Here is a 16,292-nt window from a genome sequence, read left to right as displayed (position 1 = left end):
TGGCTACGGTGTGGTGCGACGTCCGACCTCCGCCTGACGAGCCGGCGGTTTCCGGTCGCGCGCGTGCCGTCGAATCGTGACGGCGTGGGCGATGAAGACCAGCGACCATATGAGGATCAGGGCGATTGCCAGCCCGAGGGGATAGTTGCGGTCCAGGACCGTCGGGTTGCTCGGCATGGCATTGTGCCGGCCGAGGACCGGGAGCGCGATCAGCGCCAGTGCGACCGAGCAGACAGCACCGCAGGCGGTGACGGCCCACCAGGTGGGTGGCAGGAGGTGGCGGGCGGTGAGTCCGAGTGCGGCGCAGATCGGAGCGAAGAGCGCATCGTGCAGCAGGATCCCGCCCGCGAACCAGATCGCTACGGAGTCGAGATCGGTTGGCGGCAAATCGAATAACGCGCTGATGCCGTACCAGCCGAGCCAGCCGCCGACGAGGAGCAGCAGCATGCGAGCCGCGGTCATGGCAGCACCTCGATTTCGGACAGCCATTTCGTTTGCAGGACGCCGGGCCGGTCGGGTGCGATGAGGCGGCACGGGTAGCCGTGGTCGAGGTCGAGGATTTCGCCATTGACGGTCAGGGCGACCAGTGTGCAGTCGTCGACCGCATGACGTTGCGGGAGAATCGAACTCCCGTAGATGCCGCTTTGCTCCAGCGACCGGAATCGGATATCGCCACCGGAATAGTCCCCGACCGCCGCCAGCAGATCCAGCAGGCGCACCCCGGACCAGTCGGCTCCCGCGCTCCATCCCTCGACGCAGGCGATCGGCAAACTGGCCCGAGTCTGCGGCAGGGACAGCAGTTCGTCTCTGGTGAATCGGCGCATCCGAGCACCTAGCGTGACCGTCAGCCGGTACCCGGGGTCACTCGCACGCGCACCGACCCCCGCCGCCGCGGCCGATCGATTGACCGGAACCCCTTGCGGCCCGTGCCCACTGCGCGGCGCGAGCACCGCAGCCCAGCGCAGGAACGGAATCGTCTGCCCGGCGACGGCCAAGCCCGCCGCGGCCGCCGCGACACCGGTACCCGTCAGCACCGCACGCCGCGAAATATGCGGCCGCGATTCGGTTTCGGCCAGCGGGCGTCGCAGCGCGTCACGGATGACGGGCAATTTGACGGCCAAATGCACCGCCAGCGCGCCGACAGCGACGTAGGCCATGGCGTAGTGCGCGGTGGGGAAGAAGAACTTCCATGGGTAGTACTGGGCGATATTGAGGAGCCCGGTCGAGAGCTGGAAGATCGTCGCACCGACCAGGATCGCGATAAAACCGCGTTCGATGATTCGCAGTGCCGAACCGATGATCGGGCGCTGAAATAGTCTGGGGTACACCGCCCAGAGCTTCACCAGCAGCAGCGGGATCGCGACGACACCCGAGATCACATGGGTGCCTTGGGTTATCCGATACAGCCACACGGGATGGGCGGGCCACCAGAACCAGCTCGGTGGATGCTGAATCCAGTGGCTGAGCAGACCGGTGCTGAAGCAGAGCAATATCGCGCTGCCCAGCGCGATTCCCACGCGACTCGCGACCGCGGGTCCGCGTGCGGTTGTCACCCGCATCACGACGACCACCGACTGCTCGATGCGGGCCCGTCCCATCGCAACCAGGCGATATGCCGACCGGACACCTCTACGGCCGTCAGCATGCGGAACCCGGCCGCCGCGGCAAGCTCTTCCGCGCGATCGATCCCCACCCGCGCCCACGGAAACCATTCCCCTGTCCGGTGTCTGGTCTCCAGCCGAATCGGATTCGACACCACCCCCACACCGGGATGAGCGAATTCGACCACCGCGATGCCATTGCGGGCCAGGAGTTCACCCGCACGGGTCAGCAGGCGGACCGGATCGCCACCGATCCCGATATTGCCGTCCGCCAGGATCGCGTAGGACCAACGACCCGAACCCGGCAGCGGCCCGAACAGGTCCCGACGCAATGCGGGTGCACCACGAAATCTGGTGGTGGCCACGGCCATCGGCGAGATGTCGACACCCAATGCGATGATCCCGCGCCGCAGCAGTGCCTCGACCAGCCGTCCCGGCCCACATCCCAGATCGAGCGTCGGTCCATCGCAACAGCAGGTCAGCGCCGCATCGGCCGGACGGTCGGCGGCGTCGAAACCCAACCAGCGCCGGGTGCGCAGGGGATGACGCCGTCCGTCCGCATCACGCACCCAGCAGTCCTGCCCCGCCAGCGCGAGGTCGAAGATGTCGATATCGCTCATCGGTGTGCCAGCAGGGTGTCGTGCAACTGGTGGATCAAGCGCGCGAACCGACCGTCGGAATCACGCGCGACCTCGAGTGCGTCGGCGAAGGTGTCGACATCGTTGTAGCGCGGTAGCGAGCGCACGCGAAGGCCGCAGCACTGCATGGCATCTCGGGTGAGTTCGCCGGTTCGATCGGTCGACATGGGAACGTCGACGAGTGTGCGCGCGGCCTGCGGTGTCGGCAGCCCGAGCGCCCACCACCCGCCGTCGTCGGCGGGGCCGAGCAGTGTATCCGCGCGCAGTACGAGCTCACGGGCGGCCCAGGTCAGCACCTCCGGGCCGATCTGCGGAGTATCCATGCCGATCTGTAATACCGGCAACCCGTGCCGCGCGGCATCGGCGTGCGCATTGGCCAGACGCTCACCGAACGATGCGCCACGCTGCGGTATGACTTCGAAACCAGTCAGCGCCCTCGCTACTTCATCCGCGCACTCCGCGTCGGCGAGCTCCCCGGTGAATGCCACGATGTGGTGCGCAACCGGACTGCGCGACATCGATGCCAAGGTATCCAGCAGCGACGCCGCCGCGACCTGAGCCGCTTCCGTCGGCGAAAGCGGCGGTGTCAGACGTGTTTTGGCGAGTCCGGCAATCGGAGCCTTGGCCAGCACAAGCAGTGTCGCGGCCACCGGCGAGGGGCGAAAGTAGTTCATCGCAGTACCGCCAGGAAGTCGCGGGTGGCGCGCAGGGTGCCGAGCCAAGATCCCGACACCTTCGAAACACCGCCCGCCCGTGGCCGATACGCGATATCCCGCTCGACCACGCGCCACCCCGCCCCCGCCGCACCGATCAACAGTTGCAGTGGATAGCCGGAGCGGGTGTGCAGCGGTCCGAGGGAGAGCAGCGCGGCGCGGCGGGCCACCCGCATGGCACCGATATCGTGCACCGGCAGCCCGTATCGGCGACGCAGTCGCCCGGCAACGACCAGGTTGCCGACCCGCGCATGCCACGGCCACACACCCCGATGCACCGGCTTGCGCCGACCGACCGCCAAATCGGCACCCGCACGCACCAATTCGACCAGCGGCGGCAATTCCGCCGGATCCATCGATCCGTCACCATCGAGAAAGGCGACCAAATCGGTACTGGCCGAAGCAATCCCGGCTTGCACCGCGGCCCCGTACCCGGGCCGCGCCTCGGATACGACCGCGGCACCGCACCGGCGGGCCACCTCGGCCGTCGCATCGGTCGAGCCATTGTCCACGACCAGCGCATCGAAACCGGCCGGGATGGCCGCGAGTACATCTGGCAACGCCTCAGCTTCGTCTCGGCACGGGATGATCACGGTCACGCCGCCCGAATTGTGGAGGGTCTCGGTCACCTTGTCGACGCTAGGCCAGCCCGGCCGAATCACCGCCGCGAAACTGGTGACGAAACAGTGACATCCGCATTCACAACCGCTCGAGCACGGATTTCCACGCACCGCGGCCCTATCGTGAGGTTCGTGCATGACGTGACGGAGGCCGTGACACGGCCGCGCGCCCCGATACCCCGCGAGTTTCCGGGCGTAGGTATCGCCGCCGCACTCACGCTGGCAGCATTCCTGGTTCCGCGAATTGCCAGCGAACAGTGGCGCAGCAAGCTCTACGCGGGTGCCGCCCCGATCTTCGGCAACTGGTTGCCGCACGTCGGCTGGGGTTCGGTACCGGCCATCACGGTCGCGGTGCTGGTCATCCGATACGGCCCAACGGCGGCCGAGCTATTGCCCTGGCGACGGCTGCTCGTCGTCTCCTGGGTGACCGCTCTGGCCTGGGCTTTCGCCTTGGCCATGATCGACGGCTGGCAGCGCGGATTCGCCGGACGACTCACCGACTCCCACGAATATCTGCACGAAGTCCCCGGCGTCCGCGATATCGCGGCCATGCTGCGCGGATTCTCCGGCCGCATCCTGGATTTCCAACCGGATTCCTGGACGACCCACGTCTCCGGACATCCACCCGGCGCACTGCTGTTCTTCGTCCTGCTCGATCGCATCGGCCTGCGCGGCGGAGGTTGGGCGGGACTTGCATGTCTGCTGATCGGATCGAGTGCCATCGTCGCGGTCGCGGTCGCACTGCGCGCACTCGATGCCGCGGATCGAGCCCGAAAAGCATTGCCATTCTTGACGATGGCGCCCGCCGCCGTGTGGATCGCGGTTTCGGCGGACGCCATCTTCGCGGGTGTCACGGCATGGGCGGTGGCGCTGCTCGCGATCGCGATCCGGCGGCCACGAGTCGCGATCGCCGCCGGTGTGCTGTTCGGGCTCGGCATGTACCTCAGCTACGGTCTCGTGGTCATGGCCGTCCCCGCCGTCGCGGTCCTGATCGCGGGCCGAACCGTCCGGCCGCTGCTGCCTGCCGTATTCGGCGCGCTGCTGGTCGTGGCGGCCGTTACGCTGGCCGGTTTCTGGTGGCTGGACGGCTACCACCTGGTGGTCGAGCGCTACTACCAGGGCATCGCCGCCGAGCGCCCCTACGCGTACTGGGTGTGGGCGAATCTCGCCGCCACCGTCTGCGCCGTCGGCCTGGCCACGGCCGCCGGCTTACCGGGCGCACTCGCGCACCTGCGCCGACCATTCGATGCGACCGCGCTCTTGGTAGCGGCGGCAATGTGCGCGATATTGGTGGCAGACCTCAGTGGCCTGAGCAAGGCGGAGACCGAGCGCATCTGGCTGCCGTTCGACGTCTGGCTGCTCGCCGCGACCGCGTTTCTGCCGCGGTCCACCGCCCGAGCCTGGCTCTTCCTACAAGCGCTCGGCACCCTCGTACTCGCCCACACGATCCTGACGAATTGGTAATCCATGTGCATTCTGATCGCCGACGACGACCCGCTGGTCCGTGACGTGGTGCGGCGCTACCTCGAACGCGACGGGCTGACCGTCGTGGAAACCGCGGACGGCGCATCGACCCTGGCCCAACTCACCGAACCCACCGGCGACCCGGTGGAGCTGGCCGTCCTCGACGTGATGATGCCCGCGCCTGACGGTATCGAAATCTGCCGTGCGGTTCGTTCCGGCCCGCGCCCGGACACCCCGATCATCCTGCTCACCGCGCTCGGCGACGAGGACGATCGCGTACTCGGTCTGGAGGCCGGCGCCGACGACTACGTCACCAAGCCGTTCAGCGCCCGCGAGCTCGCATTGCGTGTCGCCTCGGTGCTGCGGCGTTCGCAGGCGACCCGGCAGCCGAGCACGGAGGTGCTGCGCGACGGTGCGGTCGAGGTGCGGCCGGATTCGCAGTCGGCGCTGGTGGATGGCAGGCCGGTCGATCTGACCGCGCGCGAATACGATCTGCTCGTCTTCCTGCTGCGTCACCCGCACCAGGTGTTCAGCCGGGAGGAACTGCTGGCCAAGGTGTGGGGTTGGGATTTCGGCGACTTGTCCACCGTCACCGTCCATATCAAGCGGCTGCGGGCGAAACTCGGGGACCGGCACCGGATCGAGACGGTGTGGGGCCGCGGCTATATCTGGGGCCGGAATGGAGAATCCAGTGCCTGAGAACACCCTCCAATTGATCGGCTACGCGCTGGCCTGTTCGCTTCCGATCGTCGCCATCGGCGCCGCGATTCTGCGCGCTACCAGCAATCGCTCCATGACCGCGAGCATGGCGGTGCTGGTGCTGATCCCGACGCTGTCCACGCTCGCGGGCATTATCGGGGTCAGCGGGTTGATGTTCACCGATGAACTCGAGCGCACGGCGGTGGTGCTGGCGGTGGTCGCGGCGGTCACCGTACCCGCCGCGCTGCTGCTCGGGCGCGAACAGGCCCGAAAGACGGTCTGGGAGAAGCAGATCCGCGAACAGGAGCGAATGGCGGAGCGCTCCCGCCGTGAGCTGGTCGCCTGGGTCAGCCACGACCTGCGGACCCCGTTGGCCGGTATCCGCGCGATGGCCGAGGGACTTTCCGACGGCGTGGTGACCGGTACCGCCGACGTGGCGCGCTACGCGGAACAGATTGTGCGCGAAACGGATCGGCTGTCGGTCATGGTCGACGACCTGTTCGAGATGTCGAAGATCAACGCGGGTGCATTGCGTTTGGAACTGGAGCCGGTCGATCTGCGTGAGTTGATCGATGAGGTGCTGGCCGCCAACCGCCCGAATGCCGAGCGCGCGAAGGTTCTGCTGCGCGCGGAACAACCCGACTCCGAAATCGTGGTCGCGGCGAGCGATCGTGCCCTCGGCCGGGTGCTGACCAATCTGGTCTCCAATGCGATCGCCCACACTCCGCCCGGCGGCCAGGTCGCGATATCCGCGGGCACCTCCGACGGGCAGGCTTGGGCGCGCGTCGACGACACCGGTCCGGGCATCTGCGAGGCCGATCTGCCACGCATATTCGAGGTCGCCTATCGCGGCACCGCCGCCCGCTCCCCCGTCGCCTCCGATGGCGTGTCCTCCGGGAGCGGTATGGGTCTCGCGATAGCGGCCGGTCTGGTCGAAGCCCACCACGGCGATATCACCGCCGAGAATCGAGAGCAGGGCTGCCGCTTCGAAGTTCGACTACCCCTCAACGGCAATTGAGTTAAGCCACCGGTGCACCCGCCCCCGCGACCGCGCGCAACGGTGCGAAGGCGAATTCGGCCAGGCCGTCGAGCGGATCCACCCGCGCGGTGAATCCCAGCATGCGCTGCGCCTGTTCTGGGCTCGCAACGATATGGCGCACATCGCCGGGGCGATAGCGTCCGGTGATCACCGGTTCGGGACCACCCCGCGCCGCGGCCAGGGTGCCGGCAACCGCGCCGATGGTGATCGGATGTCCCGAGGCGATATTCAGCGGCACGAAACCGGTGTGCGCGTGTTCGACCGCCGCGAGATTCGCCGCCGCGATATCGCTGACGTGCACGAAATCCCGCGCCTGCCCGCCATCTTCGAAAACCTGCGGCGGGTTACCCGCCTCCAGCGCCGATCGGAAGATCGCGGCGACGCCGGAATACGGTGTATCCCTTGGCATATCGGGGCCATAGACATTGTGATAGCGCAATGCGGTGACCCCGGATTCGGTTACCGCCGCCCACGCGGCCGCATAGTGCTCCTGCGCCACCTTCGCCGCCGCATAAAGACTCCGCGGCCGCAACGGCGCATTCTCCGGCACCGCCGCCCAACTCAAGACCTCATCCGAATCCGGATCGCGATGCTCGAACATCCCATGCTCGAGATCCCCGCGCCGGCGCACCCCGACCTCGACCGCCCCGGCCCGAACCCCGCGATACCGCCCCTCCCCATAAACCACCATCGAGGAAGCCAATACCAACCGTCGACACCCCGCCCGGTCCATCGCCGCCAATAGGATCGCGGTCCCCAAGTCGTTATGACTCGCATAAGCGGGCGCATCCTGCGCACTCACCCCCGCACCCACGACCGCGGCCTGATGACAAACCACATCGATTCCCGGCAATACCGAATCCAGCGCAGCCACATCCCGCACATCAACCAGCCGCACGTGCTCCGGAACAGCCGCGCCTACCCCATGCGCCGCAGGCAACATCACATCGATCGCCACCACCTCATGTCCGGCACCGATCAACTCCTGATGCACCCGTGCGCCGATAAATCCGGCCGCCCCGGTCAGCAGCACCCGCATATCACCACCACCCCAGGTGCCGGTGTCCGCTGCACACTCCATCGTTATCCGAGGTCATGCCCCGATTCTGCTGCCAACGCGGCGACAATTGCCGCAACCGGGCCACACCGTCAGACTTTCGTCACGATCCCCGAACACGCTACGGCCGATCCGACTTTCGGGCCGATGGTGGCGGCAGGCTGAACAGGCCTTTGATCCGGCGCAGGGCTTGGTCGTCACCGGTCGCGGATGCGACGCCGGTTTCAATCGCCTCGGCGAACGTTTGGCCTTGACTGGTCAGGCGGCGGAACTCCGACTCACTGATAGCGATGATCGCGTCGGGGTGTTGAGCGGGTCCGTGCAGCGTCTCGATCGTCGCGTCATCGATGCGGGCGTGGAAGACCTCGTCGTCGATGCGGAACTCGTACACCGCGCGGAGTCCGGCGGCGGCCTCGGCATTGAAGCAGGCTCGTAGGCCGAGGACAGCCCAGCCGGGGTGGAATGTCTCGGTGGGACGCGGTTCGCTCATCGCCCACTTCAGACCCCATCGGGCCAATGCGAGGATCGCGGTCTCGAGTTCCGCACCGGCCTCGGTGAGGGCGTATGCGGGGGTACGGGCGGGTGGCGGGAGCGTGATCTTTTCTGCCAGTCCCTCGCGTTCCAGATGTTTCAGGCGTGTCGCGAGCAGACCGGTGCCGAGACCACGAAGGCTGGCCTGCAGGTCGCTGAACCGTTTGGGGCCGGTCAGCAGTTCGCGGATCAGCAGCAGCGTCCAGCGCTCACCGACGAGATCGAGGGTGCGCGCGGTCGCGCAGTACTGGTTGTACGATCGCTGTTCCACTTCATCACTTTAGACTTTGCGCTTCTCATTTTTGAACGAGCACGAGGTCAGGAGCATTTCGGCGAGTGCCTCTGGTTCGGACAGCATGACATCGTGCGAGCCGTTCAATGCGTTGGTCCGGTACCCCGCAGCCGCGGCGAACCGGTCGAAGGGGTAGGTCTGGGGTCGGGAGCAGATAGCGGTTCCGGCAATCCGGTCGACGGCTCCGGTCAAACGCGTGGGCTCGGTGAACGTGCGCAGCGGGTGTGGGAGCAGACGTGCGGTGAGCCAGGCCGCGGTATCGGTGTCGGTGATGCCGAAGGCACTGGCGGGCGGCGCCGGAATCTGCAATCCGTCACCGGTCGTCTCGGCCGCCTTGCGCATCGCTTCGACGAAGGAGTCGGGAGCCAAACTGAACATGCTGGCACCGTCGCCCCCGAACCATCCGTTCACGAGAACGATGTGGTCGACGATGTCGGGTCGCGCGTCCGCCGCCTCCCGGACCACCAGGCCCGCGTAACTGTGCCCGACCAGGATCAGCTCATCGTCCCGGGGAAGGGTGTCGAGTGCCGCGATCACCGCGGCCGCATGGTCGTGGAGTCCCTGGTCGCCACCGGTGTCGAGGTCCGGGGTGAGCGTGCGCGCCCCATCGGCGCGCAGTAGCGGGACGACGCGGTCCCAGGCCCAGGGGCCGTGCCAGGCGCCGTGCACGAGAACGAACGTGGTCATTGGTGAATCTCCTTGCGCAGCATGGCAGAACCCGATCAGCAGATTCCGCTGGACCGATATCGCAGTTCGTGGCGGTACCAGATACTAAACTATTGACTTCCTGTTTTTGAAGTGCAAATGTTCTATTCCGTTACCTACGAAGGGAGTTCGAGGATGACCACCGCGCTGTACACGGCCGAGGCGCACGTCACCGGAGGCAGGGACGGTCACGGGCGCACATCCGATGGGCGATTGGATCTGGATCTGCGCCAGCCCAAAGAACTGGGCGGAGATGGGGAGGGCGCAAATCCTGAGCAGCTCTTCGCGATCGGGTACGCCGCTTGTTTCGGCACGACACTCGCTCTGATCGGGCGGCGAGCCGAGCTCGAGGCCAGCGACGCGCGCATCGACTCGTCGGTAGCACTGGTCCCGATCGACGGCGGTCGCTTCGCGCTCGGTGTCGAACTGCGCATCACGCTGCCCTCGGTCACCGACGAACAGGCGATCGAGCTTGTCGAAACGGCCCACCAGGTCTGCCCGTACTCCAACGCCACGCGAGGCAATATCGACGTGGCACTGATGGTCAACGGCACCCGACTCTGACGCCGGCCCGCCGGATTTGCGCCGACACGTCGTCGTCGATGCGCCGCCCGCAGCGGCGCATCCGCTCCGCACGCAAACCCGTAATACGCTGCAGCCCAGGTGAATTACCCGCCGCCAAGGCCGATGTGGTGGCGGCTGGCCCGGATCATGCCTTCGTGCAGGTCAGGCCCAAGTGTGCCGGGATTCGCCTTTATCGAGCGACTCGAGCGCCGCGGGAAAGGAAACGCACCGGAGGCGGTGTTCGGTAACCGAAGGCCTTGATGAAGCGAGCGCCGACTCGGGCCTGGCCGGCTTCGAGGGCTTCGGCGCCCACGGTATTCATTACTCGGTTGATGACGTTGAAGAGGGTTGCCACCCAGACGGCTTCATCGAAGGCCTCGGCGGTGACACCGGCCTGACGTACCTGGTCGGCGTCGCCGGGCGTCAGACCGTCGGGGTCGCGGACCATTTTGCCGACGAATTCGAGCATGGCGCGGGCTTCGGTGCGCAGAGGTGAGCTATCGCCGTCGGCCAGGGCCTCGTCGACCAGATCGACGGCGATATACGCACCCGCGATGCCGCGGTGGGCGGACTGACAGAACGGGCATTCATTGGACTGGGAGGCCCTGGTCGCGAAGATTTCGCGTTCGGCGACGGTCCAGAAGGACGGCCCTCGCATAGCGTCCTGGATGAGGTCGGACAGCGGAGTGCCGAAGTAGCGGTGCCGGTAGCAGATGACCTTCATAACCGCGGGCACCTCGGTGCCGCCCAACCGTTGCATGGTCGCGAACATGATGCGGGCCGGGAGTTCTTGCCCGGATTCCATTGCGTCGAGCCACATTTTCTATCGCCCCTCCCAGGAGCGGCGGGCGGCACGCAGCCGTCGGTCGGCGGCGCCGTAGGCCGCGATGGCGGCGGCCTCGAAGATTTCGTCGTCGCTGCGGCCGGCCTCGGCCAGTGTCGTGATGTTCTTTTCGGTGATCCGATACGAGCGCTCGGCGACCAGCTCGACAAAATCGGCGAGATCGTCGGGGACCCCGGCCGCATCTTCCACACCCGAGGCACGTGCCCGGATCGACCGCCGCACCTCCACCGGCAGCCGCCCCGGCGCACCTTCGAGATGCGCGCCGAATTCTTCCCATTTCGAGTCCATGGAGCGCCGTGCCATGGACTCATTCTTGTCCATCGACCGCACTACCGCTGCCGAACGAAGATCAGATTTCACCCTCGTCGCCGAAGTCCCGCCGCACGAAATTCGGGCGCAGGTCTGGTTCGGGATCGTCGTAGTAGCGGTGGAAGGTCGGGGTCACGCCCGACGAGATCGGCGGGTTGACCCAGCTCCAGTCGGTCGGGCATTTGCGGCCCGCGGCCTGCTCCCGATTGACGTGGTCGCAGAACTGTTTGGCGACCGTGTGATGGTCGACGATGTACACCCCGGCCTTTCGAAAGCTGTGCAGCACAGCACGATTCAATTCGACCAGGGCCTGATCGCGCCACAGCGAACGTTCGTGCCTGGTATCCAGGCACATCATTTCGGCGATGAGCGGCAACATGTTGTACCGGGTGGTATCGCTGAGATTGCGTGCGCCGATTTCGGCGCCCATATACCAGCCGTTGAACGGCGCGAACGGGTAGGTGATACCGCCGACCTCCAGGTTCATATTCGAAACGGCGGGCAGCGCATGCCATCTCAGGCCGAGTCCGGCGAACCAGTCGAATTCGGGATGTTCGAGTTCGACCTCCCGGGCCAGTTCGGGCGGGACGTCGAACCAGCGGATCGGCTCGTCCGGGGTGCTGATGAGCACCGGCAGGATGTCGAAGGGCGTGCGCGCGCCGCGCCACCCGAGCTTCATGGCGAATTCGGTGATCGCGATGTTGGACGGGTCGCCGGTGACGGTGCCGTCGCCATTGCGATAACCGGCATACCGGATGAGCTGCGGACTGACGATCCGGAATTCGCGGCCGTCGGCCTGGCGCGGTGGGCCGACGGTGATCATCGATTGGATGGCGCCGCCGTTGGTCGCCATATGCAGGTGCTGCCAGCAGACCTCGGCCAGATCGCGGGCCGAGCGCACCCGCCGTGCGTCGAGCAATTTCAGTGATCGCCAGTGTTTTCGCCCGACGCAGCGGGCGTGGTTGCGCCAGGCGAGCTTGGCGCCGATGAGGATTTCCTCGGCGGTCTGCACGTAGCTGCCGGTTTGCTGTAGTTGCTCCAATGCGGTGCGGCGGCGGTGCGCGGACAGATGCGCGAGTTCGGGCAATCGGAAGAACTCATCGCACTCCCGCATCCGCCTTTTCAGATCGAGGCCGAAAGGGTTTGTGTCAGCGGTGCTTTCGAGCGACATGACGGGTAACGCTTGATTCACGGTGTTCTCCGGTCGGGCATCAGGTACTGCGGCTAAACAGACAGGCATTGATCGAGCAGAGAAATTCGCGCGCGGCGCGCGGCTGACACCGGGCTACATCGGAGGTCCGCGCGATAGCCCTCGCATTGCGGGAACCCCGGATGCGGCAGACCGTTTCGGCAGCGAAATCGTGCAGGCTGTCGAGTTGCCGAGCGCGCACACAGCAGCATGACCTGGCCGCTGCCGTTTGCTGTCCACGATCATGCTCGTCCCAATCGACGCCTGAAAACGCCCGCATAGAAGGGTAAGACCGGTGTGCTGGCCGTGTGCCTGAATTCGACATAATGCCTGTTCGGAATCTGCGGACCGCTGAATCCGGCCTCGCTGCTCGGCATTTGGCGCATCTTCCGCCGGATGCGGCCGGTGATCACCGGCGGCGGTGGCGCTACTCGTCGGCGGACAGGATCCGCGCCGACGGCTCGACATCGAAGCCGGGATCGTCGCCTGGATCGTCGAACCCGAACCTGGCGATCTCGCCGACATCGTGGTGTGTCCGTTCGCGGCAACGTGGTTCATCGCGGCGGCGATTCGGCACTGCGTGGAGTGCAACGCCGCCGGCAAGGTGATCTTGCCGCGAAATAGCCAGACAAAGTGCCGCACATCAGATGCCGACCAGCGTGTTCATCGCTGGCGTGCCCGCCTTCGCATTTCTGGCAGGATGGGCGGCATGCTGTCTCGGCGCGAGGTGCGGCGCTGGGTGTCCAGCGTCCTGGTTAGCGTCGCACTGATTGCCGGTGCGGCGGTGTTCGGCCCACCCCGGGTGCTAGCCGCGCCGGGCGATCTGCCCCGCCCGAATACCGGCTCGGCGGATGGTCCCTCGCCCGCGGAGCCGACCGTCCCCTACGTGACGCGCGCTTCGATCGATCGGATCGTGCCCGTCAACGACCGGTGGCTGCGGGTGTGGGTGAATTCACCCGCGATGAGTCGCGCCGTCGAGGTGCAGGTGTTGCTGCCGCGGGTACAGGACCATCCGCGACCGACCGTCTACATGCTCGACGGGCGCAGTGCCGAGTCGGACAGCAATAACTGGACCGAGCTCGGCCACGCGGACAAGTTCTTCGAAGATAAGGACGTCAACGTGGTGCTGACGGTCGGCGGACCGGCCAGCTTCTACACCGACTGGCAGCACCCGGATCCGGTACTCGGCACCAATATGTGGGAGACCTTCCTGACGAAGGAACTGCCGCCACTCATCGACGCGAAATTCAACGGCAACGGACGCAATGCCGTCATGGGCGTCTCCATGGGCGCCGAGGCCGCGATGATGCTGGCCTTCCGGCAGCCGAAGCTGTACGCGGCGATCGCCGCGCACAGCGGATGCTTCTCCATGGGAACCGATCTCGGGCAGGCGCAGGCCCGCGCGGTGATCGCGACCTACCGCGGCGGACCGGACAATATGTTCGGCGATCAACACGATCCCGCCTGGCTGGACCATGACGTGCTGCTGCACGCGGAAGCGTTGCGCGGCAAGGCGATCTATCTGTCGGTCGGCAGCGGACTGCCCGGCAAATACGACACCCCGAACAACCCGGATCTGGTCAGCGCCATCGGATTCGGCGGTCCGCTCGAGGCCGCGACCAATCTCTGCACCCGCAGGCTGGCCGATCGGCTCACCGCACTCGGGATTCCGGTGACCGCGAATTTCCGGGCGACCGGTACCCATTCATGGCCGTACTGGGCCGATGAGTTGGGTCTGTCCTGGCCGACAATCTCGCGGGCGCTGGGCGTCTAGCCGATTCCGAAGCGCGCCAACACATCCGGATCGGTCGCGAACCGCAAGAACTGGTCGTTCTCGTGCGGATCACCGATGGTCACCCGCACACCGTCGGTACCGTACGGTCGCAGCAGCACCCCGGCCTCCGCGCTCGCCTCGCCGTATTCGGCGCTGCGCTCGCCCAGCGGCAGCCACAGGAAGTTCGACTCGCTCGGCGGCACCCGGTAGCCCGCGACGAGCAGTGCCTCGCGCACCCGATCGCGCTCGACGACGAGGGTGTCGGTGCGATCCAACAGTTCGTGCCGCGCCTCCAGCGAGGCGATCGCGGCGGCCTGGGCGACCCGGTTCACGCTGAACGGAATGTGCACCTTCATCAGCGCGGTGATCACCGCCGGATCCCCGACCGCATAACCGGCGCGCAGTCCCGCCAGACCGTACGCCTTGGAGAAGGTACGCAGCACTACGACATTGGGCCGATTGCGCCCCAGCTCGACACCGTTCGGACGCTGCTCGGGGGTGAGCCGCAGATATTCGAAATAGGCCTCGTCCAGCACGATCAGCACATGCTCCGGAATCGCGTCCAGGAAGCGGACCAGTTCGGCCGCACCGACCGCGGTGCCGGTCGGGTTGTTCGGATTGCAGACGAAGATCAGCTTGGTGCGCTCGGTGACCGCGGCGGCCATAGCAGCCAGATCGTGCACATGGTCGGAGGTGAGCGGCACCCGCACGGCGGTGGCATTGCCGACCTGGGTGACGATCGGATACGCCTCGAAAGAGCGCCAGGCGAACAGCACCTCATCGGTCGGTGCGTCACAGGTGATCTGCACCAGTTCCTGACACAGCGCGACGCTACCACAGCCGACCGCGACGTTCGCCGAGGAGACGCCGAGGAAGTCCGCAATGGCCGCGCGCAACTCGGTGACCTGATTGTCCGGGTAGCGGTTCGCCAGTTCCGCGGCCTCGGCAATGGCCTTGGCGGCGGCCGGGAGCGGACCGAAGGTGGTCTCGTTGCTGGCGAGCTTGACCGCGCCAGGATGGTTGCGGCCGGGGACGTACGCCGGGATCGAATCGAGGTCCGGCCGGATATGCGCTGTCACAGTTCAACCATATGCCGGGTGCCGGAAAAACTGGCCGTCAGGGCCGCTCACGTGCAATTTCTCGCGAAGATCAGCAGATCCACCTACCCTGGTTCCATGTCGGGCATTTACGACGATATTGCGCCGCTACGTAGTCGCGACGACATCATTTCCGGTTCGGACCCACAATCATCGACCGACGATCGGACTCGGACCGCCGATATTCAGGTGCCCATCACGGTGGCCGAGCCGGAGGGCAATGCGCGCGGCGGCATTGTGATGCTGCACGAAGCCCGGGAGTTCACCGGGTCATTGCTGGAACTCATGAAAGCCCTGGCGACCGAGGGCTGGACGGTGGTCGCGCCCAATCTGTTCCATCGCATCAACGGCGAGCCCGCGCGCGAGGTATTCGGCGACGAGCTCTTCGACGATTTCGACGCCTGCTTCGACTGGCTCACCCGCCGCGGTGTCTTCCCGGACTGCATCGGCGTGCTCGGCTTCGACCATGCGGGCACCGCCGCCTTCCTGGTGGCGACCAATCGCCCCGTCGGCGCCGCGGTCAGTGTCGCCGCATCCGGCATCGTCGAACCACTCACCGACGAAGCCGACGCCCTCATTCGCGCGGCCCCGAATCTGCAGGCACCATGGCTCGGGCTCTTCGGCGCCGACGACCCGGACACCCCGCCCGCCCAGGTGGACCAACTCCGCGACGCCACCGCCCGCGCCGCGGTCGCCAGCCTCGTGGTGACCTATCCCGGCCTGCACCACCGCGCCGACCGATCCGGCGGCGACGAAGACTTCGATCTCATCGATTCCCAGAGCCGGATTTTCGACTGGTTCGACAGCAATCTTCGGTGATTACCTGGCGTTTTGCGATCTGGACGTAGGCTACTGTAACCTTCCTGTTCGGCGGTTCGAAAGGACCGGTGCCCTCGAAGAGAAGGCTCCAGGAGGCGTGCCAGAGCGGCCGAATGGGACTCACTGCTAATGAGTTGTCCCTTCACGGGGACCGGAGGTTCAAATCCTCTCGCCTCCGCCACACCCCGGTTCACCGGGGTGATAACTGAACACAGGCATGCGCCCGTAGCTCAACGGATAGAGCATCTGACTACGGATCAGAAGGTTAGGGGTTCGAATCCCTTCGGGCGCACACAGGTAGAAGGCCCCTTCCACGGTATCGGAAGGGGTTTTCTGG

The 16,292-nt window shown here is 66.2% G+C and carries 19 protein-coding genes and 2 tRNA genes; 8 read left to right on the top strand and 13 right to left on the bottom strand.

Features of this window, described 5'->3' with window-relative positions:
• Positions 1-3 precede the first annotated feature (3 nt).
• From AB0L58_RS19585 to AB0L58_RS19565, 5 genes are read right to left on the bottom strand one after another with little or no spacing between them, the layout of a single operon-like run.
• Positions 4-462, bottom strand: coding sequence for a hypothetical protein (locus AB0L58_RS19585; protein WP_364388531.1), 459 nt, complete (start codon positions 460-462; stop codon positions 4-6).
• Positions 459-1,598, bottom strand: coding sequence for a molybdopterin-dependent oxidoreductase (locus tag AB0L58_RS19580; protein ID WP_364388529.1), 1,140 nt, complete (start codon positions 1,596-1,598; stop codon positions 459-461). Before AB0L58_RS19580 ends, AB0L58_RS19585 begins: the two co-directional genes overlap by 4 nt.
• Positions 1,559-2,221, bottom strand: coding sequence for a class I SAM-dependent methyltransferase (locus tag AB0L58_RS19575; protein WP_364388527.1), 663 nt, complete (start codon positions 2,219-2,221; stop codon positions 1,559-1,561). The genes AB0L58_RS19580 and AB0L58_RS19575 overlap by 40 nt, the downstream gene beginning before the upstream one ends.
• Complete coding sequence (locus tag AB0L58_RS19570) at positions 2,218-2,913, bottom strand: DUF2064 domain-containing protein (protein ID WP_364388525.1); 696 nt, start codon at positions 2,911-2,913, stop codon at positions 2,218-2,220. The genes AB0L58_RS19575 and AB0L58_RS19570 overlap by 4 nt, the downstream gene beginning before the upstream one ends.
• Positions 2,910-3,581 (bottom strand): glycosyltransferase family 2 protein, encoded by a 672-nt coding sequence (locus tag AB0L58_RS19565; protein ID WP_364388523.1) that lies wholly within the window; start codon positions 3,579-3,581, stop codon positions 2,910-2,912. The genes AB0L58_RS19570 and AB0L58_RS19565 overlap by 4 nt, the downstream gene beginning before the upstream one ends.
• Positions 3,582-3,713: 132 nt before the next feature.
• Between AB0L58_RS19565 and AB0L58_RS19560 the strand changes: the two genes are divergently transcribed.
• From AB0L58_RS19560 to AB0L58_RS19550, 3 genes are read left to right on the top strand one after another with little or no spacing between them, the layout of a single operon-like run.
• Entirely contained in the window at positions 3,714-5,036 is a 1,323-nt protein-coding gene (locus AB0L58_RS19560) for a hypothetical protein (protein ID WP_364388841.1), read from the top strand.
• A gap of 3 nt (positions 5,037-5,039) precedes the next feature.
• The gene (locus AB0L58_RS19555) at positions 5,040-5,735 is read left to right on the top strand and encodes a response regulator transcription factor (RefSeq protein ID WP_364388521.1); all 696 of its coding nucleotides are present in this window, start codon (positions 5,040-5,042) and stop codon (positions 5,733-5,735) included.
• On the top strand, positions 5,728-6,753 hold the full coding sequence (locus AB0L58_RS19550) for a HAMP domain-containing sensor histidine kinase (protein WP_364388519.1): 1,026 nt from the start codon (positions 5,728-5,730) through the stop codon (positions 6,751-6,753). Before AB0L58_RS19555 ends, AB0L58_RS19550 begins: the two co-directional genes overlap by 8 nt.
• A gap of 1 nt (position 6,754) precedes the next feature.
• Here the strand turns inward: AB0L58_RS19550 and AB0L58_RS19545 are convergent, their stop codons facing one another.
• The 3 genes from AB0L58_RS19545 to AB0L58_RS19535 all read right to left on the bottom strand — a co-directional run bounded on the left by AB0L58_RS19545 (position 6,755) and on the right by AB0L58_RS19535 (position 9,341).
• Positions 6,755-7,813, bottom strand: coding sequence for an NAD-dependent epimerase/dehydratase family protein (locus AB0L58_RS19545; RefSeq protein WP_364388839.1), 1,059 nt, complete (start codon positions 7,811-7,813; stop codon positions 6,755-6,757).
• A gap of 139 nt (positions 7,814-7,952) precedes the next feature.
• Positions 7,953-8,633 carry a winged helix-turn-helix transcriptional regulator gene (locus tag AB0L58_RS19540; RefSeq protein WP_364388517.1) on the bottom strand — a complete coding sequence of 227 codons (681 nt, stop codon included), beginning with the start codon at positions 8,631-8,633 and terminating at the stop codon, positions 7,953-7,955.
• Between the two features lie 9 nt (positions 8,634-8,642).
• Entirely contained in the window at positions 8,643-9,341 is a 699-nt protein-coding gene (locus AB0L58_RS19535) for an alpha/beta hydrolase family protein (RefSeq protein WP_364388515.1), read from the bottom strand.
• 153 nt (positions 9,342-9,494) lie between these two features.
• Here AB0L58_RS19535 and AB0L58_RS19530 point away from each other — a divergent pair, with 153 nt between their 5' ends.
• Positions 9,495-9,923 carry an organic hydroperoxide resistance protein gene (locus AB0L58_RS19530; protein ID WP_364388513.1) on the top strand — a complete coding sequence of 143 codons (429 nt, stop codon included), beginning with the start codon at positions 9,495-9,497 and terminating at the stop codon, positions 9,921-9,923.
• A gap of 190 nt (positions 9,924-10,113) precedes the next feature.
• Here AB0L58_RS19530 and AB0L58_RS19525 read toward each other — a convergent pair whose 3' ends face one another.
• From AB0L58_RS19525 to AB0L58_RS19510, 4 genes are all read right to left on the bottom strand, one after another.
• Entirely contained in the window at positions 10,114-10,743 is a 630-nt protein-coding gene (locus AB0L58_RS19525; protein ID WP_364388511.1) for a hypothetical protein, read from the bottom strand.
• A 3-nt stretch (positions 10,744-10,746) separates the two neighbouring features.
• Complete coding sequence (locus AB0L58_RS19520) at positions 10,747-11,070, bottom strand: hypothetical protein (protein WP_364388509.1); 324 nt, start codon at positions 11,068-11,070, stop codon at positions 10,747-10,749.
• A 46-nt stretch (positions 11,071-11,116) separates the two neighbouring features.
• On the bottom strand, positions 11,117-12,247 hold the full coding sequence (locus AB0L58_RS19515) for a nitric oxide synthase oxygenase (protein WP_364388506.1): 1,131 nt from the start codon (positions 12,245-12,247) through the stop codon (positions 11,117-11,119).
• Positions 12,248-12,692: 445 nt separating this feature from the next.
• The gene (locus AB0L58_RS19510) at positions 12,693-12,842 is read right to left on the bottom strand and encodes a hypothetical protein (RefSeq protein WP_364388504.1); all 150 of its coding nucleotides are present in this window, start codon (positions 12,840-12,842) and stop codon (positions 12,693-12,695) included.
• A 132-nt stretch (positions 12,843-12,974) separates the two neighbouring features.
• Between AB0L58_RS19510 and AB0L58_RS19505 the strand changes: the two genes are divergently transcribed.
• A complete protein-coding gene (locus AB0L58_RS19505; protein WP_364388502.1) occupies positions 12,975-14,039 on the top strand; it encodes an alpha/beta hydrolase family protein in 1,065 nt (354 codons plus the stop codon).
• Here AB0L58_RS19505 and hisC read toward each other — a convergent pair.
• Positions 14,036-15,118 carry a histidinol-phosphate transaminase gene (hisC, locus tag AB0L58_RS19500; RefSeq protein WP_364388500.1) on the bottom strand — a complete coding sequence of 361 codons (1,083 nt, stop codon included), beginning with the start codon at positions 15,116-15,118 and terminating at the stop codon, positions 14,036-14,038. The genes AB0L58_RS19505 and hisC overlap by 4 nt on opposite strands.
• A gap of 96 nt (positions 15,119-15,214) precedes the next feature.
• Here hisC and AB0L58_RS19495 point away from each other — a divergent pair, with 96 nt between their 5' ends.
• The 3 genes from AB0L58_RS19495 to AB0L58_RS19485 all read left to right on the top strand — a co-directional run bounded on the left by AB0L58_RS19495 (position 15,215) and on the right by AB0L58_RS19485 (position 16,247).
• Positions 15,215-15,955 (top strand): dienelactone hydrolase family protein, encoded by a 741-nt coding sequence (locus AB0L58_RS19495; protein WP_364388498.1) that lies wholly within the window; start codon positions 15,215-15,217, stop codon positions 15,953-15,955.
• 91 nt (positions 15,956-16,046) lie between these two features.
• Positions 16,047-16,136: transfer RNA gene (locus AB0L58_RS19490), tRNA-Ser, on the top strand.
• Positions 16,137-16,174: 38 nt separating this feature from the next.
• Positions 16,175-16,247 (top strand) — tRNA-Arg (locus tag AB0L58_RS19485).
• Positions 16,248-16,292 lie beyond the last annotated feature (45 nt).

The organism is Nocardia sp. NPDC052112 (assembly GCF_040680135.1).
Taxonomy (GTDB): Bacteria; Actinomycetota; Actinomycetes; order Mycobacteriales; family Mycobacteriaceae; genus Nocardia.
The sequence above is the reverse complement of the archived record's forward strand: the minus strand, read 5'-3'. Positions and strand labels throughout refer to the sequence as shown.

Excerpts from the sequence above, each read along its gene's own strand:
- AB0L58_RS19580 (WP_364388529.1), bottom strand. The coding sequence starts at position 1,598 with ATGGGACGGGCCCGCATCGAGCAGTCGGTGGTCGTCGTGATGCGGGTG.
- AB0L58_RS19535 (WP_364388515.1), bottom strand. The coding sequence starts at position 9,341 with ATGACCACGTTCGTTCTCGTGCACGGCGCCTGGCACGGCCCCTGGGCC.
- AB0L58_RS19495 (WP_364388498.1), top strand. The coding sequence starts at position 15,215 with ATGTCGGGCATTTACGACGATATTGCGCCGCTACGTAGTCGCGACGAC.
- AB0L58_RS19545 (WP_364388839.1), bottom strand. The coding sequence starts at position 7,813 with ATGCGGGTGCTGCTGACCGGGGCGGCCGGATTTATCGGCGCACGGGTG.
- AB0L58_RS19515 (WP_364388506.1), bottom strand. The coding sequence starts at position 12,247 with ATGTCGCTCGAAAGCACCGCTGACACAAACCCTTTCGGCCTCGATCTG.
- AB0L58_RS19555 (WP_364388521.1), top strand. The coding sequence starts at position 5,040 with ATGTGCATTCTGATCGCCGACGACGACCCGCTGGTCCGTGACGTGGTG.
- AB0L58_RS19525 (WP_364388511.1), bottom strand. The coding sequence starts at position 10,743 with ATGTGGCTCGACGCAATGGAATCCGGGCAAGAACTCCCGGCCCGCATC.
- AB0L58_RS19530 (WP_364388513.1), top strand. The coding sequence starts at position 9,495 with ATGACCACCGCGCTGTACACGGCCGAGGCGCACGTCACCGGAGGCAGG.
- AB0L58_RS19570 (WP_364388525.1), bottom strand. The coding sequence starts at position 2,913 with ATGAACTACTTTCGCCCCTCGCCGGTGGCCGCGACACTGCTTGTGCTG.
- AB0L58_RS19585 (WP_364388531.1), bottom strand. The coding sequence starts at position 462 with ATGACCGCGGCTCGCATGCTGCTGCTCCTCGTCGGCGGCTGGCTCGGC.
- AB0L58_RS19575 (WP_364388527.1), bottom strand. The coding sequence starts at position 2,221 with ATGAGCGATATCGACATCTTCGACCTCGCGCTGGCGGGGCAGGACTGC.
- AB0L58_RS19505 (WP_364388502.1), top strand. The coding sequence starts at position 12,975 with ATGCTGTCTCGGCGCGAGGTGCGGCGCTGGGTGTCCAGCGTCCTGGTT.
- AB0L58_RS19520 (WP_364388509.1), bottom strand. The coding sequence starts at position 11,070 with ATGGCACGGCGCTCCATGGACTCGAAATGGGAAGAATTCGGCGCGCAT.